Here is a 25,203-nt window from a genome sequence, read left to right as displayed (position 1 = left end):
ATTGAACGGAATAGTTTTCAAGGAGGTCACACTGTTTCTTAACTATATGTACGTACGCGTAGGTGCTGTCCTCGTTTCTGTCCTCCTCTTGCTTTCAGGCGGGGCAGTTGTCCTCGCCGACAATCCAGACTATTCGATTAGTGTTCAAAATAATGTAGATGTCCCAGATCGAACGCTTACACTCCAAGGAACCGATTACGATGTTTCTGAGATTGGGTCTGTTGATTCTGGAGAGGACATCGTTGTGAATACTGATGGGCCAGACGGTGAGACATACCGAGTTTTACTCTACAACAGCAACGAACAACGAGAGTATCAAAGTGACCTTCAATCGGGTTCCAGTACCGTCTCATTTGATACAGAGGGGCTCACACCCGGGTCGTATCTCGCTGCAATTTACGGTCCACAGGGAGATGTCGAACAAGTCCATCCTGTTGTGATTAACGCATACGACATTTCTCAATCGATTCCTGCATCGGTAACGGCTGGTGAGACTGTTGACGTTACAATCGATGTCTCTGCTCGCCAGAATGCACCTGAGATGAGTGAAGTAGAGGTTGCGGTCGTTGCGCAGGGAGATACCACACAGCGAGTTACCGCGACGAAGGAGGGTGATGAATACATTGCGTCTGTGACGTTCGATTCGAGTGGCAGCTACGAACTGTATACTACTGTCCGGGGTACAGATACCTACAACGGTCAAAATGAACTGTTGGCACTCACTCAGACACAAGAAATCGAGGTAGCAGAAGCAACAACCGATTCAGGGAATGATGAGTCGTCTGGTGGCTCAACAACAACCGAACAGCCAACCAATACGACGACAACGGCTGCAGTTACCTCGACACCACTCGAAGAAACGACTACGCAGATCTCGAATACGACTTCCTCGACAACGGAATCTGAGACTACTACGTCGACGCAGACGTCTTCGGATGTCATCACGCCCAATGATACGTCTACGGCGGCAACTGAGACGACAAACACGGCAACACCTGGGTTCTCAATGTTGCTCGCAGTCGTTGCCTTGGTAGGTAGCATCTGTGCACTTGCCTTACGTCAACGTTAGGTAGATCATTTTTGGCAGGAAGTTCGTGGACCGTTGGGCCGGCTATAAAGTTCCTTGAAGAATTGGGATACAATATACGTGGTCATGTTCTTGACCTAGCAAGGGTTACTGGGTCGCCGCTACGGTGTAAATTCGAAAGTCAGATATTTTCGGTAGCGATGTGTGACATACTACTGAAAAGCTTTCACAGAGAATCTACCCCAGTTTAGTTACAGTAAGAATTGTCCGTTGCTTATCCTGGACGAGCGTGTTACCTTCGGAAAAATTGTGTAACCTTTTGAAGCCCCGGGTAGCCATCGTAGACCCAGACGACGACGCCTAGGAAAAATATTGCTAGCTCGAACATGAAGAACGAGTCCATTTCCATGTTTAGGAAATGAACAAGGAAACTTGAATCTGACTCATATGGCGGCGGTGGATACAGGGGCCACAGCAAAAATCGAAGAAAGACGACATCTAACTCAAGCAACGGTGAGAGTGCATCGCCAAGTAGATGACTAAGATACCCAACAGCAAATCCAATCCCGAGCGATTTACGGCTACTCCGTCGGGTAATGTAGAGTACGACGGTGAGAATGATCGCAGCTGAAATGAGCGAATGAGTTAGCGAGCGACCAGACGGAATCACGCCGAACGTCCATGCAAGCGGTTTGTCGATGAGATCTGGGAATTGGGTCCCGATTGCGAGTGCGATGACTGGTCCATCCGAGAGACGCCACTCGCGTTGCCAGGTGAGCAGTCGGTACAAAAGATACCCGAGTGCTGCGTGTCCCCATGGCCACATTAGTTGTAACTTCGGAGTCTCTGACATACATCTTCTGAAAACAGAAGAATGGGACGTCGTAGCTGAGCTTAGAATGAGGTACTAGACCGCTTCAAGGAAAGATACCTGTGAGTAGGGAGCGAAAGCGGGCGTCGCATGACGAGGATGGGTGCCTTGCGACGCTCCGCTGGCAGGCGAATCCGGGTGTGTTCGCTTGCCAATGAACTATTCGATAGGGGACAGATATCTATTCTGGATGCTCACCAAGTTAGGAAAGTGAAATAAACCGTAATTTTCACCGAGTACAATGAGAGTGGCTCTGAGTCGTGCAGAAATCGTAGTTCTCCGTGATAGCGAGACGCTCCGCGTCTCAAATTACTTGACTCTGATGTAGTTCATAACTTGTGTATCCGAAATTGAGAATACGAGGACCGAAAGGTTGACACACCACTGCGATGCCCTTGTACGGTCTGACACACCATTTGGGCCGTAGAGTAGCGAGTATTCGCTAAGTGGAATTTGACTCGCTACTATACGATACTGCTTATTGAGCCATGAAGATGATTCCTAATATTATTGGGGAGCCTCGACATCCCACCGATTGAGTACGAACTGCGTTTCAGGATTGAGTGGTCCGGCTCGAGTGGCAACGGCGTCTGTTCCTTGACTTTGTTTGAGACGGGCGTAAGCGAGTGCAGCACAAATCGTATCCGTATCTGGCTGCTGGTGACCAATCACGTAGGTCGATTTCGACATCGTCGCTTCGTAATCGTCTCAGATAGATAGCAGTTCCGTTAGTGAACTGTGAGTAAGTAATGTGCGACTTGGGTGGTACTACGAACTCAATTCTCAGCGGTCTGAAGACGTTATCCGAGGAAATACCGGGTCCAGGGATAGCGCTCAACGAGTGGCTCTCCTTGAATCTCGTACGCTTCGATGTAGGCGTCAACTCCGAGAATTCGACCAGCGCCGAAGGCAGCGACTGAGAGGAAGACGAGCATGTACGCGAAGTCGCCGTTGATGTACCCATGAGCGATGTCCCAATTGCCAAGATAGAACAACAACATCATGAACGCACCCCAGAACGCGGCAAATCGAGTCAGGGCACCAACTAAGAGACCCAACCCAATGAGAATCTCACCCCATGGGACAGCGATATCCACGAAGTCGACGAACCACGCGTTGCTACCCATTGCGACGAACAGATCGGCCACGGGGCTTCCGTTGGCCGGTGGCGCATTCTGCAGGTATCCCGCTGCGCTGAACTCTCCCGACAATACTTTGTCGAGACCGCTCTGAAAAAACGCTAGCCCCATCATGAGCCGCAATGCAAAAATAAACCACACGCTCAGCGTGTGGAGCCTCCCTTCCGCTGTGAACCCCGCGATTGTACTCCGTAGTTGGACCTCTTGAGAGGACATATTCGAGATAGATTGTCAGCAGCTTATAAAGTACCTTTGCTAGTGCAGTACAAATTCGGATAGACGCTCGCAATCTCTGACTTGAGTCTCTGTTCTGGATTTGCCAAAATAGCAGGCTCGCACCAATTGGAAGGTGTGTTCGAAGAACGTAGCAGACACTCTAAGGACAACAAGAGACTCGAGGAGCAGATTGTCAACGGGCCGTATCCGGGCAAGGATATACAGCCCGTCAACGAATCATGCTGACCCGGCGCGGGAAATTGCTTGGAAACCACGCCCCCGCTCACACAGAGGTGGCGAGTACTACGGGTGATGGGCCTTAGGTTAGGCCCTGCAGAGTCCTCTGGGCCCTCCGTAATAAACCTTTCAATTTATCTAACAGTATTGTTCACGGACTTGTGTCCACCGCTTGTTGGCAACCGAGTGAATGTTGGTGTGGTGAATTCTCGATACTCAACTATATGCTCTCTGAGTGCAATACTGGTAGAGCACGAATCACATGCGTAATCGTCATACTACGTCGATTTTATCGACGGTTCTAGTTAGTCGTTTGACGAACTTATCCACTCATGATATTGTTCTTTACTTGCAATATAGGTGGTGCGGACTGAGTTACTATCTCGGAAACGAAAGTGGAACTCGTGGACGACAGTGAACGCAAAGTGCTTGCAGATGGCTGTCCGACGCATCTGGTCGAGTCTCAGTGTCCTCAAGTTCGCGCACGATTCTGATGGACACGCTGTCACACCATTGGTCGAGTCCGAAGACCGCGAGCGTATCGAGAAGCGTTACCGGATGTTGTCTCGCAAACAACACGGCTCTGCGGGGACAACGCAGACGACCGTGCGTGAAGCAGTCTCGAAACCCTCTGCCAGCAATGATTAACTGGCATTCCCACCGTGTGGGAAGCCCCGCCGTGAACGGCGGGGAGGATGTCACTATACAGTACACGCAACGACCTCCCACGCATTAGTGTTGGCGGTGTTACAAAAATCCAGATCCCGGCCAACAAGAGAATCAACTAGTGCTGGTTACCCAATCTCTGATGCGTCGAAATTGATGTCCTCACTGCACTAACGCGCGAGGATTCTCACGTTGGGACGTTGGCTACTGGCTTACGGAGACAATTTCTGAGTTTCTAGAGATGAAGTGAGAAAATCTACGACTTCAGTCGTGGGCTTTCGCCTCGTATCTGTGTGAAATGTGGTCTCTGGTTTACTCGAATATCCAACCTTGCCCTCAAGTCTGGAACTGTAACGTCGAATAGCCGGATTTCTTTCTTGTAGAAAGAGAGGAACCAGACTATTAGAGTTTGAACTATAATAGCCTAGACTCTATCATCGTCGCTGTTCTCGAAAGTGGAGGCGAAAGCTATCCTCGGGAACTAGTGAGATGTGGTTTCTACCTGGCTCCTACATCCAAACCAATACATAGAGGAACTTTTATGATTTCACCCGGTTGTCGGTAACAATACTAGAGTTGTTACATCATATCAGCCACTTGGTTCATGATTTTGAAATTGTATGCTTATTTTTCCTACAGATGAGATATACCCTCAAGATCGACTCGTCAGTTCCCATCTGGGGACGGTATACGCTCGCTGGTCAACGTTGGAACTGCAATCGGAAATGTCGATTCTCTCAGCTCAATATGAGAAATTCACCAGCAAAGAACCACCAGCTTGCATCCGAAAGCAAGAGCATCGCTACGACGAACAGTGCGATAGTGACGATTCGGGAAACGACGGGTCGTATCTGGACCCACCGCGACTGGAACTCCGTGACAACGCCTTCGTGTTTTCCACAGCAGATTGCGCCGAGGATGATGACGAGTGGAGCTTGCGAGATTAGTATCCAAACTGAGTGGGCAGCAACGACCGACCACAGAGACGTTTCTCGGCTCGCGACCACGATAAGTGAGACAAACATCGGGTCGACAAATGCAGTGAGTGCAAAGAACAATCCGAGCCCGACGAGCGCTGGCAGGCTCGTCCCTCGAGGAATACGTGAACTGGGTGTCTGAGTGGTGGAGTTCTTGAGTCGAAGAAGTCCCCAACCCAGAAATCCAACTCCGAGTCCGAATTCGAGTGTTGCAATCACTGGATCAGTTGGGACAAAGACCGTCCAGTCGAGTTCGCTAATTCGAGGACCAAGGACAACTGTAAGCACCGTCCCAAAGACGAGTGTGCCAACAATCGAAATGAGCCCATAGAGAGTGACGTCTTGTTTTCGAGCCCCACCGCTAAGTGCTCCAGCTGCGAACAACGCTTTCGTAGGATCGAGGCCTGCAACGCCAAGTCCCAATGCAGTGAGTACGAGTTCGATCATTTGTGGGCTCTATCTGGAATGTCGAATGGATTTCAGTCCCCGTTCTGACTGGATGAGTAGTTTGTTATAACTTTTCTGTATGTGGTCTGTGAAATATTGTTAGAATATACAGAATGTTCAATTTGAGTGCTAGTAATCAACTATCGATACGTGTCTCCTTACTTCGAACGCACCCACAAGTGAGAAGTACGAAGACTCGCAGAACTACTGCAATGGGTACTGGTATACAGTTGTTTGACGAATCTGAGTTCGCCCGCCTCTACAGGTCACCTGCAAACGGCGACGGGTGGGTAGACGTCCAGCAGTACCGACGCCTCCAGGAATACGTCGACGATAATCCGAATACGACCATTTCTGGCGCTGCACGTGCGGTTGACATTCCTCGTTCACGCGCTCGACTCTGGTTGGGCGACAGTAGACCCAATGCAGTACGCGGACTTGACAGTGCGCGCGAGCACAACTGGCTGCCGCTGACATTCGATTCGCCGATGGTACGCCCGTTGACGGTGCTTCTCTCTGGAATCTTTTCGGGGGGATGGGTCGCACACGACTACGTTCCAAGTTTCACCGTTGACGTCAACGAGAGAGGGGTCAACAAGCAGATTGCGGAGGCACTACATGAGGCCGGCGCTGGATTGGAAGTGTCGCCCCGTCAAGAGGGCCATGTCGATATCAGAAAGCCTGCGCGCGATACCGGTGTGCTCGGTCGCGTGTTGGTCTGTCTCGGCGCACCTGTGGGCAAGAAATTCGAAGGTGACGTGCAGTTTCCGACGTGGTTGTTCGACGCACCGAGTGACGTTCGAGAGGCGTTCGCCGACCTCTACGTTCGCAATCGAGGCGTTATTCAAGACGGTGTGTTATGCATTCGCGAAAAGCGTCCTGACGCCTACCACGAGTCGCTTGCGGCGTATCTCTCGGCAGTGTCGGGTGAGCGTGTGACCGTTTCCGAATCGGGAACGGTGATGTGTTCTGTGGATGCGACGAAGGTACTTGGCGCGACGTTTGAGGATGTGTCCGCCTGAGAGGATAGCGCTCGTAGAGACACCGATACTGACTTCCCTGTCTGTGAATCGCTATACTCCGACCACGTTCGACATCGACTCGTTCACTAGCAATCTCCAAGTCAGTAGGTAAAGAATGGGTGACAATTCAACTGCAGATACAATCATGTTTCTTTGAGGATTGATTCACGACGAACGTATGTGTCTCATTGGCCAACGCAAACAGATTCTCTGCGCGTTCTCTTGCGGCGAGACCGTCTTGGTAGTATGTTTTTGCTCGATGATTTCGCCACAGATCTTGGAGATTGGTAGCGACGTGTTCTGAGAGGATTCCGCGTCTGATCGCTTCCGTATACACGCCCGGATGTGTTCCTGGGAGATCTCTAGGTTCGATACCGCCTTCGAGCAGTTTGAATTCGATCACTCGCTCGATAGCGACGAAGGACGCTTCAATCACAATTGTATAGTATCCCTGTTCGAGAAGCACCTCAGCACCTGCAAGAAGTCGACATGACTTCCGGAGTTGGAGGATATCTGCCTCTCTTGTTTCCAGTCCGACTTCGATTTCGTCAGGCCGTCGGTCGAACGCTGCCTGCACTTCGTCAACGAGTGTTTCAATTCGATTGCCGCTCATTGCTCAGCACCTCCTTTCTAACCTGCTGGAAGGCTTGACTACCGAAAACGGTGACTCCTTCTTGGAACAGCTCTTGAAGCTTTCCACTGGCTCGCTGTGCACTTTCGAGCGACTCAACAAATGACTCGAAGGTGTACCGATCGCCACTGAACTGCTCTTCGCTAAGCTCGGTGATGATAGTGGAAACTGTACGGCGGGCAATCGTCCGATCACCGTCGACGAGGACGAACACGTCGATATCGCTTTTTCGATCGGCTTCACCACGGGCAACGCTTCCAAACACGAGCACTCCGAGTAATCGATCGATTTTATCCTCGTTGTCAACAGCAGCTTCGACCCGATTTACAAACGCTCGAATGGGCTCGTGGTACTCCGTTTGCTCGATTGCGAGTATCGGATCGTCCTTCTGGAGAGTTGCAGGATTGATTGAGATGTAGTTTCGTTGGGCTGTCTCGCGTATGCTGATGACTTCGAGCTCGTCAAGGAGTTCGATTGCCCGCCAAATCGTCGACCGGCTGTGATCTGTTTCGCTTGCTAGCTCTTTAATCGTGAACTCAGACTCATGCGCATCAACTAGTATTCGCAAGATGTCGTCAGCCGCCCGAAGTCTGAAGATTTTCGTCTCACTACCTGGGTGGACGCGAACGCATACCTTTATCCCTTGTTTCGTCTCGTCGGACACTGTCCGAGTATATGCAACGAGGTATAATAAACGTTAGTTGCTGATCGAGATGTGGGGAAATCTGGTTGTGACCTCTCCCTTGAAATCGAACAGATATATTAGAAAATAAAGAAAGTTCCAAAGACCGGTAGATTCACAATCGTACTGTCAAACCTCTATCTATGAAATTGGTTCTCGTTGGGATTGGACACGCAGGGGGGAAAATCGTCGAGGCATTTTACGATCGTGAGACGCAGAACCTGCCAGAGTTCGTCGTTGACGCCGTTGCGTTCAACACGGCCCGTGCGGATCTTCACAGTCTCGAGCGTATTCCGGAGTCGAATCGATATTTGTTCGGTCAGGTGGATGCCAAAGGTCATGGTGTCGGTGGTGACAGAGACCTCGCAGCCTCGCTTGCTGCAGAAGACAAACACGAGCTTCTGGAGGCAATCGATTCGATTCCAACGGCGCATGCGGACGCCTTTCTTATCGTCACCTCGCTAGGTGGGGGCACCGGAAGCGGGGCCGCTTCAGTGCTCACAACAGAACTGCAGCGTCTGTACTCACAACCTGTGTATGGGCTTGGAGTGCTTCCAGCGGAGGATGAAGACGAGATCTATGCGGTGAACACGGCGCAATCGCTTCAGCGGCTCGTTCCCGAAGTCGATCATTTGCTCTGCTTCGATAACGAGACGTGGGTTCGCAGTGGAGAGACAGTCGAAGACGCGTACGAGCGGATTAATACCGAAATCGCTCGGCGACTCTCTGTGTTGTTTTCTGCAGGGGAGGTCACAGCAGACCGCCCGGTCGCAGAAAGCGTCGTCGATGCGAGCGAAATCATCAATACACTTGGACAAAACGGCATCTCAGCTGTCGGATACGCTGAAAGCCAACTCGAGGAATCAACGCAATCGACATCTCGATTCGGCCTTTCAAACCTGCTTGGATCGGACTCCGAACCGGTCGATCCGATACAGGCAACCAGCCGGATTACGACGACAATCCGCAAAGCAGCTCGTCGACGACTCTCTGTGTCGTGTGAACTCTCGAGTGTCGAGCGTGTGTTGGTCGTCGTGAGTGGCCCACCACAGTGGTTGAATCGAGACGGTATCGAAAAGGGGCGACAGTGGATCGCTGAGGAAACTGGCTGTCTCGAGGTTCGGGGTGGGGACTATCCACTTCCAAATAGTGAGGCTATCTCAGTTGTGATAGTGTTTTCTGGGGTGAGTGAGGTATCTCGTATTGACGATATCCAAGCGGTGGCTGCAAAGGTGCAAACACAGGAGTCGGCTGAGTCGGAGGAGGAATTCGAGTCGTTCGTTGGCGATGAGGGTTCCGTCGAATAGGAATCAACCTTGTTCATTACGCAATCTGCGACCTTCGAATCGAGTCCTCCGAGATGCTCGACGGCCTGAGCGATGTATTCGACCTCCGTCATTCGTCGCCGTCGAGTCCACGACGTTCCCGCACTTCGTCGGCGCCGTAGGCCTCGCCGTGTTCCGCCTGTTCGCGGCTCTTTTCGAGGTCGTCTAGCGTCTCTTCGGAAAGCGTAACCTGTGGATTCACCCAGTTGCGAAGCGCGTCGCGGATCGCCTCGGGTTTACTTGAATACCCACGGCGTTCCCACTCCTCGTCGATTTGGTTCAGAAGCGGTTCGGGAACGCGGACGTTGATCTTCTCCATCCGGTTGTCGCCGGCGTTCGTGTCGGTACTCATACGGTGTGATACAGCGGTGGTACAGAAAGAGCGTCTCAAACTTGAGTACAGCACCCACCTATTGCACGAATTTGCAGAACCTGCCCGCCTTTATCGTTGACACCGTCGTCCTCAACACAGCTCAAGCACACCTTCACATCTTCAATTATATTTCAGAGGCAAATTGAGATTTGTTCGGTAAGGTGGATGTCGAAGGTGATGGTAACGATCCCTATTGGTTGAGTATGAACTGTATTTCAGTCGTTGGTCATCGGCTCCCCAAGTGGGAACTCGAAGGAGTCTTCTGCTTCAGTAAGTGGCTCACCGTCTTGATAGATATAGACGATCTCACCATCGAGTATGGCATAGCGAGACTGTGAGACGTCGTAGACGATTCGTTTCTCACTGTCAATTGCGACATCAACGAGATCCTCTAGGGTCTCTATCTGAACCGCTTGGTGTGTGAGATTTTGTGGGAGCGTTCCGGCAGAAATCCACTCTGCGTAACGCGCTTTATGCAACGCCGCTCGTTCACGTTCTGGATCACAGTCATCGGCGTATACCACAGTTGCGACGCTGCCGACTGCACCACTGAGCGCGACGAGCACAAAGACGAGTGTCGTGTGTGGAACGACGACTAAGCCCAAAATGGGCAGTGACAGGCTGAAGACCTTCGAAGAGAGTGGCTGTATCTGGTTTTCAGTTGTTCTGTGTTCGTTCTGCATCGAGATGTGTTCGATCTCGTAGGAACCATCTCGAATGACTATCTCTCCACGGTCGCTCAAAAGTCCCTCGTAGGTATCTGTCGAGTACTGTGAGTCGACCTGGAGATACACATAGACACGCCCAGCATCCCTTATTTCGGATTCTAACTGAGCGACGCGTTGGTCAACTGCAGAGATATTCACCGGTGCACTGCTCACAACTCGTTGGCTCGGGGTGGCGACATTCGTCTTTTGGAGACGCTGAGTCTGTTTCCAGAACGTCTCGCCACTGGACGTCTCTGCTTCATACACGAGCGAAATCCGTTGGGTTCCCTGAACTGGGGCACCACTCGACGAGTTCGTCACTGCACTCACTATTACAGTGGGGGCGCTGCTCCGAGGGTAAACCGGCATATTCGAAAGTGTCTCACCCTGTGAATACAGCGCTGAGTCGTGCTCAATCGTTGCCCGTGAATTGATGGCCGTCTCGATTGTTTGGCGATCGGTTGTTGTCGTGACTTCAGTCGTTGGTGGCGAAGTGAACGTGATTCCAGCTCCAAGGATGCTGATAAGCGTGAGAGCGATACAGATTCGGAAGATGCGCCCGGACTGCGTCGCCAGCAAATACCGGAGTTTGTGGATGCCTGGAATCATTATGCGGTGATTGGTACGTATCGATTTGGTGCGTTGACCGTCAGTCCCCGACCCGATGCATTCACGTGGAAATACAGTCGCTCGCCATCGAGAGTGGAATCTGGTGCGATGGAGACATCGATCGTTTTAGAACGCCCATCGGGAAGCGAAAACGAAACGTCGTCACCGACTATCTCACCGTCGACGACGAGATCGCCCCTTTCCGTCGCGTTCGAATGCAGTTGGACTTCAACCGTTACATCCGTCTGCAAGTTGTTCGTGACCGTTACCAACTGGTTTTCCTGCCCGATCGTAACCGACTGGGCACTATCCAGCTTATGACTACCCTCAGAGTCGGCAACGACCTCAAAGGTTGAACCACGAGAGACGCTTGCCGTAGAGAACGACCCAGCCGGAACGACAAGTGATCCGACGAGTATGATTCCGACAACGACACAGAGTACTGACGACCGGCTTCGGCGTCGAGGGTGGGTTCGTGATTTCATCTGAACGAGTTCCTGAATGGACGCCGTCGCGACCGACTGTGCAAGAGCTGTTTTCCGTCGACAAACACCCACACGAGTAGATACAGCGGTCCAATGATCGCAGACATCGTCGCGACCGCAGCGAGGAGTGGATGAATCGCCTGTAAAGGCGAAACTACACCGTATGGCAAAACGGCAGGATAGCGGTAGAGCTGAATCGATGCCTGATAGGGACCAGGTGTACGCTGTGGCGGTACTCGGACCTGAATACCACTTATTTGGGTGGTTTGCTCACCTGCTGTAAGTGTGAGCCCTGTTGCTTCGATGAACTCGTGTGTGTACGCTGGGCGGCCACTGAACTCGACATCAACTGTTCGCGTTGCCGACTCACCGACCGGGATGATGTGATCGCCAGGCTCTGCAGTATCGCTCGCAATAAACGTCAGTGTGGATGTTGGCGCACCAAGAACGAAGGCCGCAGAACTACCGATAATGGCCATTACGACGAGTGGAATGAGAAGCGATCGGAACCGAACGATATCTCGAGTACGCGTCTTTCCACCAGTGAGGCCGGAGGTGACGATGAGAAGCCCAACGCCGAGTTTCCAATGCGTCTGTATGAAAGCGACAACCGTCCCAAAGTAGGGCAGCACAAGTGGTTGCCCACTAATTGTGGCTACTTTCCCCAGTACTTCCTCGCTCGTGACGAGCGGATACCCAGCGCTTTGGTCCGTTGAGGGATTGTTGTCGCCTTGAGTAATGAACCCATCCTCAGTGATTTCGACAACGCGATGGGTGACGTGTTCACTACGTTCTTCCGAGTAGTACGTGAGTATGTCCCCGGCTTCGATAGTCCCCGTCGGCACGACGAGATATCCGTCTCCCTGCATAATTGTCGGTTCCATGCTATTACTGTAGACGTACGAGAGGTGGATCGGTGAACTCGGCAGTATGAAGACGAGCAAGCAGATTATCGTTCCAACGTAGATCCACCGGTTCATCGAAAATGGAAGGTATTCGATTAGGCGGAGATGGTGAGCTCTCCAGTGAGATCTGCCGTCGAAAGATCGACATCCGTCGTGTCGATTGTGAGCACGACATAGTATGGCGTATCGGCAGTCGCCGTGAACGAGCCCTCTGCTTCCTCGCTTGCAGTCGTCTCCGAGGTTGCAGTAGAGTCGGTGTCATTCCATGACAACACTTCGAACTCCACGTTTGGGTTGGTACCAGTCGAACCATCGGGGTCAGCACCCCCGGTGAACGTGTAGGAAAGCGTCACGTCACTTCCTTTAGACGGCGTAATGGTGAATGCGTTCGCCGTAGTCGGATCAGCCACATCACCAAAGACGAACTCTGAGTTGGCGTTCAGAGATGGGAAGTTAATGAGTAGCTCCCCTGTCGTGGCATCCTCGGTGATTTGAGTGAACTCAGTACTTGGGTCAAGCGCGATGAGTGCCTCGCTGTCTGTCTTAACGCCAATCGTCGCCTCACGAGTGACCGTTGCGCTCGTATATGCTGTTGCTGCGATACCGGTGCCCATGATGGCACCAACCGTTGCGATGAGTGTTCGTCTCTGCATCAACTATATTGAAATACTGCATCCGAGGATAATCTGTCCTATTGGTATATAGGTCGGCGTGTGGAGCCTACCTACTCATCTAACCTCTCTTTAGAATCTGGGCCAAATGTATTCTGGAAAATTCGGTTGGTGCCTTTTCGAATATGCTGCTGAAACGTGGGTCCAGAGACACCGAGACTGGCTGCGATTTCCTCTCCTGTTTTGGTACGGGGCCACTCAAAGTATCCCTCCAGATAGGCTGTGTGCAGTGCTTGCAGTTGTTTTTCGGTCACGAGGTTCGCAATCTCATACTGTAAGCCACTTACCGCTTGCTTTGGGACCGCCGTTCGTCGAATCAACTCAAGGTGTGGTAATTCCTTAGTACACGCTTCGACGAACGACCGAACATCCGTCGAATCAGACAACGTTACCGAGAGACTTCCGCCTTTGGGACGGACAACGAGAGACTGAACCGAGCCGCCATGGTTGGAAATCACCGATGGGACGGTGAGAGTAGATGCGACGAGTGCAAGCAAAGCAGCACCGCCAGACGAGTCGACGAGGTTTGCGTCTGTGATATGTGTTGATTCACGGGCTGTTTCGAGGACAGAGTCTGGATTCTCAGCTTCGAGAGCGACATACACTAACCACGAGTCATCTCGATGCGGCGCAAGCGCTTCGACGGTAAGCGAACAGTCTGCGGTCGCTGCTAACTCGAATAATGGGTCATCGGGTGATTCAATCTCGAACTCGAGTGAAATCGAGTGTCCAGATAAAAGCGCCTCTTTTCGTTGAACTGCGCTAATCGCATTCCCGATATGGGCTGCTAACTCCTCTAAGACAGCGACCTCTTCATCCGCAAAGAGTCCTGGCTTCTCACCATAAACCTCGAAGAAGCCGTAGTGGTGGTTCCGGTCTGTAAGCGGAAAGCAGGCAACGCTGTGAAATCCGTTGGTGAGCGCCATCTTCCGCCATGGTTCATCTGTACTCTCTTGGAGGATGTTTTGGATGACGACTGGCTTTCCTGACTCAAGGACTTGCTGTGGGCGAGATTCGACGTTGTTTTCCTCATCACAATGCTTGAGAATCGAATCAAGGACTGACTGTTCCTTCCCAGCCCATTCATGGGCAACGAGTTCTGTTTCAGACTCGAAATCGCCGACCCAAGCGAACGAGTAGTATTCTGCGTTCGTCAGTTCCTCACAGACTGCACGTTCGACTTCAGTGTGCGACTCTGCCTTGACGAGCGCTGCGTTGATGTTTCGGATGATCCGGTTGATTCGGTTGATTCGTTGAAGCTGTTCGTTTTGCTGTGCAAGTTGGGTTTCTTGCTGGTGAATCGCTCGATCGCGCGCTGTGCGCTCAAGCGCTACTTCTGTATTTGCTGCTTACAACTCGGCGAATTCGACGTCGCTGTCGTCAAAGATGCCCTGCTCTGTGGCACCTGAAAGCAGCAGGCCATACTCTCCAAGCGGAACGTACAGTTCAGTCTCGATGTCCGTCTCTGGATTATAGACTAACCTGTTTTGCGAGACGTTTTCGACGACGCGTGTCTCGCCGTCGATAAAGACGTCCCACGCAATGCTATCACCGGTAGAAAACGTCGGAATCTCGTCGAATAGCTCGTACGTATCGTCGGTCGAGGCAGTAGGGCACAGGCTTGCTGTGTCATCATCCCAGAGAAACACGGTGACTGCAGGTAATTCGAGGATGTTAGCTGCTGCGTTGACAGCTGTTTCTGCAATCGATTCTGGTGTCCGCGCCTGCATGAGTTCGCGTGTCGTTTCATGGAGCGTCTTTAGCATCCGTTCTCGAGTCCGAAGATCGGATGCATGCTTTAGCTGATTAAGCGCTGCAGTGCCGTTTGCAGCGAGAATCTCGGCTAGTTGTTGGGACGCCTTTGAGAATGGTTCGTTCTCAGTCAGTCCTACATTGAGCGTTCCGTGTTCTCCAAGTGGGTAGTAGTATACTTGCTTCAGTTTCCCTCGGTCTCTTCCATCATCGATATCTTCCACGCGCGTGTAATGTTCGGAAACACCGCTTCGATAGACCCGAGAGACGGGCGCATCTTCGTTTATGGAGTAGTCTGGAAGCGTCGAGAAGACCGCTTTCGTCTCATCAGGAACGCCAACGGGGAGGAGTCTGTCACCCTCGATGAGCTGGACTGTACTTACAGGATTATCGACGACCTGCTTGGTTGCCATCGCAACGATTTCTGCGATCTCTTCTCGAGAAGTTGCTTCGAGCAGGTTACGCGTTGTTGTATGGAGGCCGCGGAGTGCTCGCTCGTACTGCTTTCGATCAGAGATATCCCGTCCGACCCCACAAATTCCGATAACGTTTCCCTCCTCATCGCAAAACGGGCTTCGACTGAACTCAAATGGGATCTGCGTTCCGTCTTTGGTGAGGAGGTCAACCTCCAGTCTCGGTGGCTCTTCTTCGAGCGCCGTCGACAACGATTCTTGGACTCGTTCGTGTTGCGACGCTGGAAATAACTCACTCGGAGTTAGGGTCTGGACGTCTGCATCCGTATATCCAGTTGTAGACGTTATCGCGTCGTTCCAATACTGTGGTTGTCCGTCTAAGTCCGTGACATAGACCACATCATCAATCGAACCGAAGAGACGGTCGATAACCGTGAGATTCTCTTCGAGACGTTGCTGTTGGCGGTACCGATGAACGAATCCAGTTACTGTCTCTACGATTCGGTCGACATGATTGAGACGGACGTCTTTTTTGAGATAGCCAGTGTTTGCCGTGTTGACCGCCCGACTAGCAATCTCTTCGCTTCCTGCACTGGTAAGCAAAATAAATGGGATGGCTGTATTGGTCGCTCGAATCGTTTCGAGTACCTCGATACCATCCATTTCAGGCATGTGATAATCGCAGAGAATACAATCAATATCTTCAGTCGACTCAAACCGCGCAATTCCATTCTGAGGGTCTGTTTCCGTCGTAAACTCGAATGCTTGATTCGTTTGCTCGAGAAGAATTTGTAATAGTTCGAGGAAATCACTATTGTCATCAATTAAAAGGAGTCTTATTTCGGTGTTAGAGGGCATTGATATCCATATTATTTTCTGCGCATATTAGTTGGCTGGTTTTGAAGTGAAGAATCGACAATAAGGTCGTGGTAGAGACTTGAGACACTCCCTTGCACTTTCTTGCCGCGTATCGTCGTGCTTGCTTGTCCAAAGACACCGACGCGAACCGGTGATTCGAGGTCGCTGTACGAGAGTCGGGATGAGCCAACCTTAACCAACACAGGCGGCATATGCGTTCAGGTTGTTGGTTAAGACTCGAGCCAATGGAGTTGTATTCGGATTCGTATGACCGATACTAGAGTGTGAAGTCTACCAAGAAGACTCGAAAGCTCAGTCTGTGGTGCCGCCTTCTTCCTGCAGGCGGCGTACGGCTTCGTCAAGACCAACTGGGTAGCCGACATTGACACGCCAGCTATCGTTCCTTTATATCTCGTTGTATTTCGTCAGACACTGCCCGAGTAGACGAAGCGAAGTACAACAAAACGAGGAGACGTTGTCGAGACACGGCTCGATGGACCCTATTTTGCTGAACCGCGAGGAAGGATGTTCCACGTCGTCGCAAACTACATTCACCTCTCACTACAAAGCCGGCCAAGGTAGTGAGAATCCTCGCAAGCTATTTTATCAATCGTATGAGTTCTCCGAGACGTGAGTACAGATGTAGAGCCAAGCGACTGGATGTGCCTTGACCCGTGGTGGTCAGCCTATACAGAAACCCATTCAATTGCTCGAAGTCACGCTTCAGCGCACGTATTCGGCATGCAGCGGTTGGCACATTGTTGGAACGAACTCGATCCGTGGTGGCAGGTGTACACAGAATCTTCGCCTGTCGAACAACGCTCTCCCTCGGTGCGAACACTCGGTTTAGAACAGTTGGGCGAATATTGGGACGAACTTGACCCGTGGTGGGACGTCTACACCGAGACGGGACATGAAACAGCAATAAAAATCTCCGAGCTCCTCGAACAGTCCAATGAAGAGTGGAAGGCCTCTGACGCACCCTTCGACACAGACCCGTTAGCTGTGGATTTGACGAACGAACGAGTTCAACGAGGACCGCTTCAGCCAAACGGTGAGGTAGCGTGGTCGCGGTGGTTGGCACAACTGTTGTGTCCGTCTGCAGCGCTTGTCTCAGAGCTCTTCGATGTAGCCGTGGAGCACCCTCCGAGCGAGGTCATCCGGGAAGCACGTCTTTCAAAAAAAGAAGGGGCTTTCCGACGACCGGATATTCTCGTCTGTGACGCCGAGTATGGAGTCTCGATAGAAGTGAAGTTAGGCGATGAGAACTACCAGAAGACAGCCGACACAGCAAGGCTCGTCGAGCAACACTACACCGAACAGGACTGGACGCACGTTCTCTTGCTCCCAAAACGAAAACGTGAGCGGCTTACCTCGATTGTTGAGCCACCACTCAAACCTCGGACCGATGGTCTGGCTCAACTTCACTGGGAGGACCCCGGCCCTATCGACGTGCTCTACTGGCGTGACGTGACGTCGGCACTTCGATTACTTCTGCGTCACGGCACAGTCATTGACGACCACTGGGCAGCCAATGCGTATCTGTTCTGTGCGGTCGCCGAACAACAACTCATGCAGTTCCAGCCGCAGGCAGTAATTGATCGATTGGCTGTCCCCACGGATGTCGTAGACACGATCCAACCGATTGGCATTGCCGAGGTTCTGGAACAACAACTAACATATCTCCGCGAGAGGGTGCGCCCATGACAGACGAATTCCTTACGAAGGGGCTCCAAAACGACCGCTATCTCAAGGCGCTTCAGTTGGTCGACCAGTTCGAAGACGAAATCGAAGCAATGTTGCTTGAATTCGGTCAGCGGATGGTCGACCAACAGCCCGATTTGTTCGATCGAAGAACCGACCCTAGTGTGAAAACCACTCAAAGTCCGTCCACTGGACTAGCGTCTCACCGAATGTACCATTCAATGGACGGACCTCGCGCTCCCGACAGCGGCAAAAACCAAAGACTGCACGTTCACCTGTACTGGATGCCGCCGACAGAATACGCCCGTACCGACGTCAACAGCGCATTACGGGCGTTTGGATACAAAATCAAGTCTGCTGATACGGATGTTGATGACTGGGTCGCAGAACAGACTCGGGCTCGTGACTGGCCGTTGCAAACATCTGGAAACCCGTACGACTCTAACACAGTCTTCTACAACCACGTCAGTTCAGCCGCGGAGATTGAAGAGACTGCAGAGACGCTCGTCGAACACTTTTCGGAGTTCGGAGACGCATACGCAGGTGATTCAGACGAGTAATCGTGATGAGAGAGATACCGCGTTGCGCAACAAGTTGTAGGCAGAGTTTCTGAAAGGGGAAAATACCGTTTGACGAGGGCTCAGTCTGCTTTCGCGACTTCTTCGTCCTGCAAGCGACGTTCGGCCTCGTCACGGTCCTCCGGATAGCCGACGTCGACACGCCAGCCATCGATGCGGAGTGCGTCAATCGTCCGCCCACTTTGGATAAGGAGATTGATTGCATCCGTGATCTCGTATTCGCCGCGGTCGGACGGCTGGACGAGATGACACGCATGGAAGATCTCCGGCGAGAACGTGTAAAAGCCAGTCATCACGAGGTTCGTCGGCGGCTCATCAGGTTTCTCGATGACTTCCGTAATCTCACCGTAGTCGTTCGTGTTACAGACGCCGTAGCGACTGGCTTCCTCCCAGGGTACTTCCTCGACGAGGAATGCGGCGTCAGCGCGCTGTTCTTGCTGGCGACGCATGACATCGCCGAGGTTTGCCTCGAAGATGTTGTCGCCGAGCATCAACACGAAGTCGTCGTCGATGTGCTCTTCGACGGTAAGGAGTGCGTGTGCCAGTCCCTTCTGTTCGCGCTGGTGGGCGTACTTGATCGGAACGCCCTGGACTTCGTCGCCGTAGTAGCTGATAATCTGTTCCTTGTTATGGCCGACGACGACGATGAACTCGTCTGCACCGAGGTGGGCGAGTTTCTCGAAACAATGTGTCAAGATGGGTTCGCCGTCGACTTCGACGAGACCCTTCGGTTTGTCATCGGTGAGGGGCTTGAGCCGAGTTCCTTTCCCGGCTGCGAGGACGACTGCCTTCATAGCACATTCGCGGAACTACTGATATGTATATCTTTTCACTAGAGTGGAGAGTTTCGCTGTTCTGGATTACTATCTGAACATTCTTAGGGAGTCGTCGCAACCACCGTCTCAATGCGCGTCAGCATCATCGGAAGCGGCTATGTCGGTACGACCCTCGCTGCGTGTCTTGCAGAGTTTGGCCATGAGGTCGTCAATGTGGATATCGATGAATCAATTGTGTCGCAAATTGAGGCCGGTGAGGCACCGATTCACGAACCCGGACTGGACGAGTTGATTGCGAAACATGGTAGTAATAGACTTCGTACGACAACCAACTACAGCCGTATCTTAGATACTGACGTCACCTTTCTCGCGCTTCCAACTCCGTCTGATGAAGACGGACAGATTGACACAAGCATCATCGAAGCCGGGGCTCGAACCTTGGGGGAGACACTTGCGAAGAAAGACGACATGCATCTCGTTGTCACCAAAAGCACAGTCGTTCCGGGGACGACTGAAGACGTCCTTGCATCGATCGTTGCTGAGACGTCAGGCAAGACACTGGGTGAGGATCTCCTCGTTGGGATGAATCCTGAGTTCTTGCGAGAAGGGAGTGCAGTTTCGGATTTGCAGCATCCAGACAAGCTCGTGTTTGGTGTGAATGAGACTGAAGCAGCAGATCTACTCACAGAGCTCTATGCACCGCTGCAAGCGGAGGCAGACTCGGAAATTCCGGTAGTTGAGACGGGTATCCGTGAAGCAGAGATGATTAAGTACGCGAACAACGCGTTTCTCGCCTCGAAAATCAGTCTCGTCAACGAACTCGGAAACATCTGCAAAGAATTCGGTGTCGACGCATACGAGGTTGCAGATGCAATCGGCTTGGATGATCGTATTGGTGAGCGTTTCCTCCGCAGTGGTGTCGGCTGGGGTGGGTCGTGTTTCCCAAAGGATACGGCTGCGATTATCACTGCCGCACGAGACGCAGGGTATGAACCACAACTGCTTGAGGCGGCTGTGAGTGTGAATGAGACGCAACCAAAGCGACTGCTTTCGCTACTCAGTAATCAAGTTGACGTGGAGGGAAAACGGATTGCTGTACTCGGACTCTCGTTCAAACCAGGTACGGACGATATCCGACACTCTCGTGCGATTCCCGTAATTGATGGGTTGCTTAGTCGTGGTGCATCTGTTGTAGCCTACGATCCGGTCGCTACCGAAAACATGCGCGAACAGTTCCCAGAGATTGAGTATGCGGAGAGTGCTGGGGATGCACTCGTGGATGCTGATGGCTGTGTTGTCGTCACTGACTGGGATGAGTTCGCAGCGCTCAACAGCGAATTTGATGAGATGAAAACTCCGATTGTCGTTGATGGTCGTCGCGTGATTACGCGACGAGACGAAATCGAGTATGAAGGACTAACCTGGTAGTTAGTTCTGGGCGACTTCAGTCGCGTCTTCGTCTGCTTCTTCGTTGCTCTCTGCGTCCTGAGAAACCGTCGTATGTGAGCCGACAACGCTCTCAGAGAGACCGATGTTCTCGACGGTCGCTTCGGTGTCGATTACCGAGTCGTTGAGCGTAGCGTTGGTGATGGTACTATCCGGGAAGACAACTGAACGAGTAAGCGTCGAATCAGTTACGGTCGCACCAGAGAGGATTTGGACACTTCCTTCGAGACGGGAGTTTTCGACTGTCGCATCGTCGGCGACGAGCGGTTCGCCTGCGAGCGCCCAGTCAACTGCTTCGAGATAGCCCTCTGCAGAGCCAATGTCAAACCACGCACCTGAGAACGTGAATGCGCGGACCGTCTGTCGCGACTGTAGCCACTGGAGGAACCAGCCCGGTTCATCCGGGTTATTGTCCGAGGATAGATACTCGTCGAACTGCGAGAGAACTTCAGAGGGGAAAGCGTAGCAAGCAAGCGAGACAAGCGTACTGTTTGGATTGTCGGGCTTTTCCTGGAAGTTCACCACTTCTCCATCGTCGAGTTCGACGAGACCGTATGCTTTCGCCTTCTCCTTCGATTCGACGTCGTAAGCGGCAAGCGACGGCGTAGACTCCTCCTCAAAGTGGTCGATAAACTCGGGAAGATCAAAACTGAAGAGGTTGTCACCGGCGACGACGACGAGGTCTTCGTCATTGTCTTCGAGATCCTCGCGATCGATGAGTTGGGCGAGCGCGCCGACGACACCGAACTTCTCGTCTTCCTCGTCAGTTTTCTCGACGGACAGTCGGGGTTTCTCGAACTCGGAGTCTTCGAGGTGAGTCTCGAAGTCTGGGGCGAAGCGTTCGTTCGTGCTGACGAAGACGTCGGTGATGCGGTCGTCGGCTTCGAGATCCGAAAGCAGTTCGTCGATGACAGTGGTTTCACCGACCGGCAAGAGCATCTTTGGACGGTCCTTCGTGAGTGGCCACAGGCGGGTCGCATACCCTCCAGCTAAGACAATCGCTTGCATAGGAGCGTACCAACACCTAAAATGTAAATAACTTACTATGATGGCAATTGAGTAGCGCTCTTAGAGGCGAAACTGGCTTTCGGAATATGAGTTAGACGCTAGCGCCACTCATTGAGATCGTAACGTAGGCTCGTATCGATATTCGGTCGTTCCTCCGCGGTCGACTCGATATCAGCAGACTGGGTTTGTATTTGGGCGTCTGATTTGTCTGCCCATGGGTGTTCGATTAGTCCGCGTCGAATGAGCCAACGGTGAACGGCGAGTGTGACCGACCGTTTGAGTCCCATAATCTCTATGAGCGCTATATCTGCTTTGTAATGAGAGCGCTACTGAGTACCATGGACGCAGTAATATCGGTTTTTAGGTGGTTTTGAGATTTGGTAATAATCGGGCAGAAAGACTTATGGGATAGTTGATGTGATTTGTTTGAAAGATGGATCCGAAACAGCATGACTCCCCTGAGCGGTCCGATGACCCAAAGACGGGGAAGCTCCAGTGCCGCGTCTGTGGGGTTTCTGTGTCCCGTTCTGATACGGGGATGCTTTCGATGTCGATTATGATGAACTGCCCAGAATGTGGCGCTTCACTTTGAGCTAATACTGTCTTCGTAGCACAGTAACAACTATGTAAGTTTCCTGATTTGCAGAGACTTCTACCTTCTAAGAATATCGACACGAAAGCAATTCTTTTGTAGGAGTAGTAATCAGTATCTTTCAGGGATAGTTCGCCGAGGTGTGAAATTCACTTGGCGGCTCATCTGCGACCTCCTGGGTCACTCTGACCTAGCGTCAGAAAGGGGAGAATATAAGACAAAATGTCACTGCAAAATTCAAAATCAAATACACTTCAGAACGCACAATCGCTAAACTCCGGAGCAGAAATTGAACTGGACCGCGACCATCCCGGCGATAAATACCTCGTTGACGAGGATAGTGAACAGACGCCTGAGTTTACCGTCGTCATGCCCACGCTCAACGAAGAACAGGGCATCGCCGAGTGTATCCGGCGTATCAAGAATGCACTCGTCGACTTAGAGATGACTGGCGAAATTGTCGTCAGTGATAGCTCCACTGACCGAACGCCTGAGATTGCAGAAGCACTCGGCGCACGCGTCGTTGTTCCGGATAAGCCTGGATATGGGTATGCGTACATGTACGCCTTCGAGCGTGCCCGTGGTGAGTACATCGCCATCGGCGACGCCGACTGTACGTACGACTTCGAGGAACTCCCGAAGCTGTATGATCTCGTGGCGAACGGTGATGCGGACATGGCCATGGGGAGCCGCCTTGAGGGAGAGATTCTTCCAGGCTCAATGCCGAAGCTTCACCAGTACGTTGGGAATCCGTTGCTGACGAAGTTCCTTAACGTGTTCTACCGCGCTGGCGTCAGCGACGCCCACAGTGGGATGCGTGTCTTTTCGCGTGAGGCGCTTGAGACGATGGACCTCAACTCAACGGGCATGGAGTTCGCCTCCGAGATGATTATGGAAGCCGGCGCGAAGGATTTAGAGATTGAAGAGATTCCGATTACGTACCACCCACGCGAGGGTGAAGCGACACTCGAGAGTTTCTCTGACGGCTGGCGACACGTGAAGTTCATGTTGGTGAATGCGCCTGGGCATCTCTTCTCGATTCCAGGGATGGTTCTTGGAGTAGTTGGGATGCTCGTGATGGGGCTCGCATATACGAGCGTTCAGCTTGGGCCGGTTTCGCTCGGTCTAAACTCGATGATCGCAGGGAGCTTGCTGACACTTGTCGGCTATCAAGTAGCGAGTTTAGGAGCCTTTTCGACGGTCGCAAGCGATCCGATTCAGAAAGCGAATGATCCGTTCACGACGTGGCTGATCCAGCGAGTCAGCCTCGAGCGTGGTGCTACGATTGGGCTTGGCATCTTTGGAGTCGGTGCAGCATACGCTGCAGTCGTTGTTGGACGGTGGATCAGGGGCGGCTTCGCGACGGTTCCCGTTGTAGAGACAAATATACTGGCGTTCACTGCGATTATTCTTGGGGTTCAGATCTTCTTCGGATCTTTCTTCCTGAGTGCGATAGCGAAGTAAATCAATTTGAAAGACTGAGTTCGTTGTTAAACTTTCATTTAGATAACAGTTCCTAACACGTCGCCTCAAATCATAGTTAATTAAGTCCTCAAAGCAATTGTTTCCCTACAATCAATATGGCTTCACTGCTACGTTCTATACTCTCCATATTTTCCGGGAAGTTAGCCGGAATACTGATCAGTCTAGCTTTCACCCCAATCCTCGTCCGAATCGTTTCTAGAGCGGACTATGGGCTCTATGCGAGTATTCTCGCGGGGTTCAGTATCATAACGTTGCTTTCGAGAGGAGGATTGTTCGATGCTACGCGTAAAATTGTCGCCGAGAACAACAACGATACTGCTGCGGTTTTGTCGGTTATATTGACAGCGTTGATAATTAGCATCCTGTATGCCGCTCTGGCTACAGCGCTCATCTTTGTGATTATCCAAATTGGTCTGATTCCCTCTCGGTACACCCCCTTCGTCTGGATTTTGGCAACAACCCTCCTGTTCACCAACATATTCGCGACTGTGAGAGGGGTATTCTATGGGTTCCAGCAGGAATCGATCAGTGAAATACTCAATGTATCACGTCAGTTGTTATACGCAATTTTAGCACTGATACTTGCGTACATTGGCTACGATGTAGTCGGCGTGTTCACTGGCTACGCACTCTCATTCATACTACTAGGGGTTTTAGGGATTGTTGTTCTGTTTAAATTTTCTCTGTTTTCGATTGGTGGAACTCATGAATTTCACACGTATGCACCTGAGATAGTGCGGTACGGCGGATTCCAGCTAATCGGAGGTTTGAGCGCGACGCTGCTGTACAAGGCAGATATCATCCTAGTGGAGACATTTCGCGGAAGCACATCGACGGCCCTCTATCAGAGTGCTATTGTACCAGCCGAAATGATATGGTTCGTTCCATCCGTCATACAGCTAGCCTTTCTTCAACGTAGTGCGAGTCTCTGGAAAGACAACAACATAGAGGAGATAAACAGTAACATCAGATTGGGAATTAAATATGGTGTACTTTCGTTGACGCTGTTTGGCGGCGGCCTGTTCGTTCTTTCTGAACCATTTCTCGCAGTATACTTCGGAAGCGAATACACGAGCGCAGCGTTTACACTGAAATTACTCATCTTCGGTACGTTCTTTTTGGGTATCAGCCGAACGGTCGTCCCGGTTCTACAAGCGACAGGCTCCGTCAAGGAAAGCGAGCTCGTCACAGTTGGTGGACTCCTTATCAACGTTCTGCTAAATGTTCTGCTCATCCCGAGATATGGCATTCTCGGTGCGGGTATCGGAACGACAATCTCGTACATTGCCATCTTCCTCGGTAATGTCGTTATCTGGTTCCAGTCCCCGTTCGACCTCGTCCCGTTCCGATGGGTATCCAGACTGATTTTCGTTCAGGCAGTCTTCTTCAGTGTTTTTGCTACTCTAGTATACGTTTCTAACTTTTCTCCGCTAATAACGCTCTCCGTGTTCCCAGCAGTTGGTTTCCTCATTTTCTTCGTTGTGAATCTCTATGCTGGCTATATTCCAAAATCAGCGATAGAAGACCACCTGAAAACGAGAATCGACTATCTGTAGCAGTGGTCAACTGCTGTAGGTTCATCCGCTCCTCAGACGCTGGAG

Annotated in this window: 21 protein-coding genes; 8 read left to right on the top strand and 13 right to left on the bottom strand. The window is 51.7% G+C overall.

Translation table 11 applies throughout. The annotated features are described in order from the left end of the window. Positions 1-46: 46 nt before the first annotated feature. Positions 47-1,069, top strand: a complete 1,023-nt coding sequence (locus FCF25_RS02145; protein ID WP_137047182.1) for a hypothetical protein — start codon at positions 47-49, stop codon at positions 1,067-1,069. Positions 1,070-1,319: 250 nt separating this feature from the next. Here FCF25_RS02145 and FCF25_RS02140 read toward each other — a convergent pair whose 3' ends face one another. From FCF25_RS02140 to FCF25_RS02125, 3 genes are all read right to left on the bottom strand, one after another. After that, complete coding sequence (locus FCF25_RS02140; protein ID WP_168191190.1) at positions 1,320-1,853, bottom strand: metal-dependent hydrolase; 534 nt, start codon at positions 1,851-1,853, stop codon at positions 1,320-1,322. Between the two features lie 845 nt (positions 1,854-2,698). Next, positions 2,699-3,253, bottom strand: coding sequence for a DoxX family protein (locus FCF25_RS02130; RefSeq protein ID WP_137047180.1), 555 nt, complete (start codon positions 3,251-3,253; stop codon positions 2,699-2,701). Positions 3,254-4,893: 1,640 nt separating this feature from the next. Next, the gene (locus FCF25_RS02125) at positions 4,894-5,580 is read right to left on the bottom strand and encodes a hypothetical protein (protein WP_137047179.1); all 687 of its coding nucleotides are present in this window, start codon (positions 5,578-5,580) and stop codon (positions 4,894-4,896) included. Between the two features lie 212 nt (positions 5,581-5,792). Between FCF25_RS02125 and FCF25_RS02120 the strand changes: the two genes are divergently transcribed. Next, entirely contained in the window at positions 5,793-6,602 is an 810-nt protein-coding gene (locus FCF25_RS02120; RefSeq protein WP_137047178.1) for a hypothetical protein, read from the top strand. 127 nt (positions 6,603-6,729) lie between these two features. Here the strand turns inward: FCF25_RS02120 and FCF25_RS02115 are convergent, their stop codons facing one another. Both FCF25_RS02115 and FCF25_RS02110 read right to left on the bottom strand, forming a co-directional pair. Next, positions 6,730-7,215: a hypothetical protein gene (locus tag FCF25_RS02115; RefSeq protein WP_137047177.1), complete on the bottom strand. Its 486-nt coding sequence runs from the start codon at positions 7,213-7,215 to the stop codon at positions 6,730-6,732. Beyond that, on the bottom strand, positions 7,196-7,897 hold the full coding sequence (locus tag FCF25_RS02110) for a nucleotidyltransferase domain-containing protein (protein ID WP_137047176.1): 702 nt from the start codon (positions 7,895-7,897) through the stop codon (positions 7,196-7,198). Before FCF25_RS02110 ends, FCF25_RS02115 begins: the two co-directional genes overlap by 20 nt. Before the next feature lie 161 nt (positions 7,898-8,058). On the opposite strand from FCF25_RS02110, the gene FCF25_RS02105 reads away from it, so the two are divergent. Beyond that, a complete protein-coding gene (locus tag FCF25_RS02105) occupies positions 8,059-9,222 on the top strand; it encodes a tubulin/FtsZ family protein (protein ID WP_137047175.1) in 1,164 nt (387 codons plus the stop codon). Between the two features lie 88 nt (positions 9,223-9,310). Here the strand turns inward: FCF25_RS02105 and FCF25_RS02100 are convergent, their stop codons facing one another. From FCF25_RS02100 to FCF25_RS02075, 6 genes are all read right to left on the bottom strand, one after another. After that, positions 9,311-9,592 carry a ribbon-helix-helix domain-containing protein gene (locus FCF25_RS02100; RefSeq protein ID WP_137047174.1) on the bottom strand — a complete coding sequence of 94 codons (282 nt, stop codon included), beginning with the start codon at positions 9,590-9,592 and terminating at the stop codon, positions 9,311-9,313. A gap of 236 nt (positions 9,593-9,828) precedes the next feature. Then, positions 9,829-10,929 (bottom strand): DUF5305 family protein, encoded by a 1,101-nt coding sequence (locus FCF25_RS02095; RefSeq protein ID WP_137047173.1) that lies wholly within the window; start codon positions 10,927-10,929, stop codon positions 9,829-9,831. A 481-nt stretch (positions 10,930-11,410) separates the two neighbouring features. After that, positions 11,411-12,394, bottom strand: a complete 984-nt coding sequence (locus FCF25_RS02090) for a signal peptidase I (protein WP_137047172.1) — start codon at positions 12,392-12,394, stop codon at positions 11,411-11,413. A 20-nt stretch (positions 12,395-12,414) separates the two neighbouring features. Beyond that, positions 12,415-12,972 (bottom strand): hypothetical protein, encoded by a 558-nt coding sequence (locus FCF25_RS02085; protein WP_137047171.1) that lies wholly within the window; start codon positions 12,970-12,972, stop codon positions 12,415-12,417. A gap of 71 nt (positions 12,973-13,043) precedes the next feature. Continuing rightward, on the bottom strand, positions 13,044-14,147 hold the full coding sequence (locus FCF25_RS02080) for a bacterio-opsin activator domain-containing protein (protein ID WP_254425896.1): 1,104 nt from the start codon (positions 14,145-14,147) through the stop codon (positions 13,044-13,046). A 192-nt stretch (positions 14,148-14,339) separates the two neighbouring features. Then, positions 14,340-16,013 carry a PAS domain S-box protein gene (locus tag FCF25_RS02075; RefSeq protein ID WP_137047169.1) on the bottom strand — a complete coding sequence of 558 codons (1,674 nt, stop codon included), beginning with the start codon at positions 16,011-16,013 and terminating at the stop codon, positions 14,340-14,342. Positions 16,014-16,844: 831 nt separating this feature from the next. On the opposite strand from FCF25_RS02075, the gene FCF25_RS15845 reads away from it, so the two are divergent. Both FCF25_RS15845 and FCF25_RS02065 read left to right on the top strand, forming a co-directional pair. Then, positions 16,845-17,720, top strand: coding sequence for a hypothetical protein (locus FCF25_RS15845; RefSeq protein ID WP_254425879.1), 876 nt, complete (start codon positions 16,845-16,847; stop codon positions 17,718-17,720). Beyond that, the gene (locus FCF25_RS02065) at positions 17,717-18,277 is read left to right on the top strand and encodes a hypothetical protein (RefSeq protein ID WP_137047168.1); all 561 of its coding nucleotides are present in this window, start codon (positions 17,717-17,719) and stop codon (positions 18,275-18,277) included. The genes FCF25_RS15845 and FCF25_RS02065 overlap by 4 nt, the downstream gene beginning before the upstream one ends. An 80-nt stretch (positions 18,278-18,357) precedes the next feature. Here FCF25_RS02065 and aglF read toward each other — a convergent pair whose 3' ends face one another. Beyond that, positions 18,358-19,089 (bottom strand): UTP--glucose-1-phosphate uridylyltransferase AglF, encoded by a 732-nt coding sequence (gene aglF / locus FCF25_RS02060; RefSeq protein WP_137047167.1) that lies wholly within the window; start codon positions 19,087-19,089, stop codon positions 18,358-18,360. Between the two features lie 111 nt (positions 19,090-19,200). On the opposite strand from aglF, the gene aglM reads away from it, so the two are divergent. Then, the gene (aglM, locus tag FCF25_RS02055) at positions 19,201-20,499 is read left to right on the top strand and encodes a UDP-glucose 6-dehydrogenase AglM (RefSeq protein WP_137047166.1); all 1,299 of its coding nucleotides are present in this window, start codon (positions 19,201-19,203) and stop codon (positions 20,497-20,499) included. Here the strand turns inward: aglM and FCF25_RS02050 are convergent, their stop codons facing one another. Further along, positions 20,500-21,525, bottom strand: coding sequence for a sugar phosphate nucleotidyltransferase (locus FCF25_RS02050; protein ID WP_137047165.1), 1,026 nt, complete (start codon positions 21,523-21,525; stop codon positions 20,500-20,502). 814 nt (positions 21,526-22,339) lie between these two features. Between FCF25_RS02050 and FCF25_RS02045 the strand changes: the two genes are divergently transcribed. Together FCF25_RS02045 and FCF25_RS02040 are read left to right on the top strand one after the other, a co-directional pair. Continuing rightward, positions 22,340-23,581, top strand: a complete 1,242-nt coding sequence (locus FCF25_RS02045; protein WP_137047164.1) for a glycosyltransferase family 2 protein — start codon at positions 22,340-22,342, stop codon at positions 23,579-23,581. Positions 23,582-23,697: 116 nt separating this feature from the next. Further along, positions 23,698-25,158, top strand: coding sequence for an oligosaccharide flippase family protein (locus FCF25_RS02040; RefSeq protein ID WP_137047163.1), 1,461 nt, complete (start codon positions 23,698-23,700; stop codon positions 25,156-25,158). The last annotated feature ends 45 nt before the right edge of the window (positions 25,159-25,203 follow it).

Origin of the sequence: Haloprofundus sp. MHR1, from assembly GCF_005155585.1 — an archaeon.
GTDB classification, from domain to species: domain Archaea; phylum Halobacteriota; class Halobacteria; order Halobacteriales; family Haloferacaceae; genus Haloprofundus; species Haloprofundus halophilus.
Note: the sequence above shows the minus strand (reverse complement) of the source record. Positions and strands in the feature narration are given on the sequence as shown.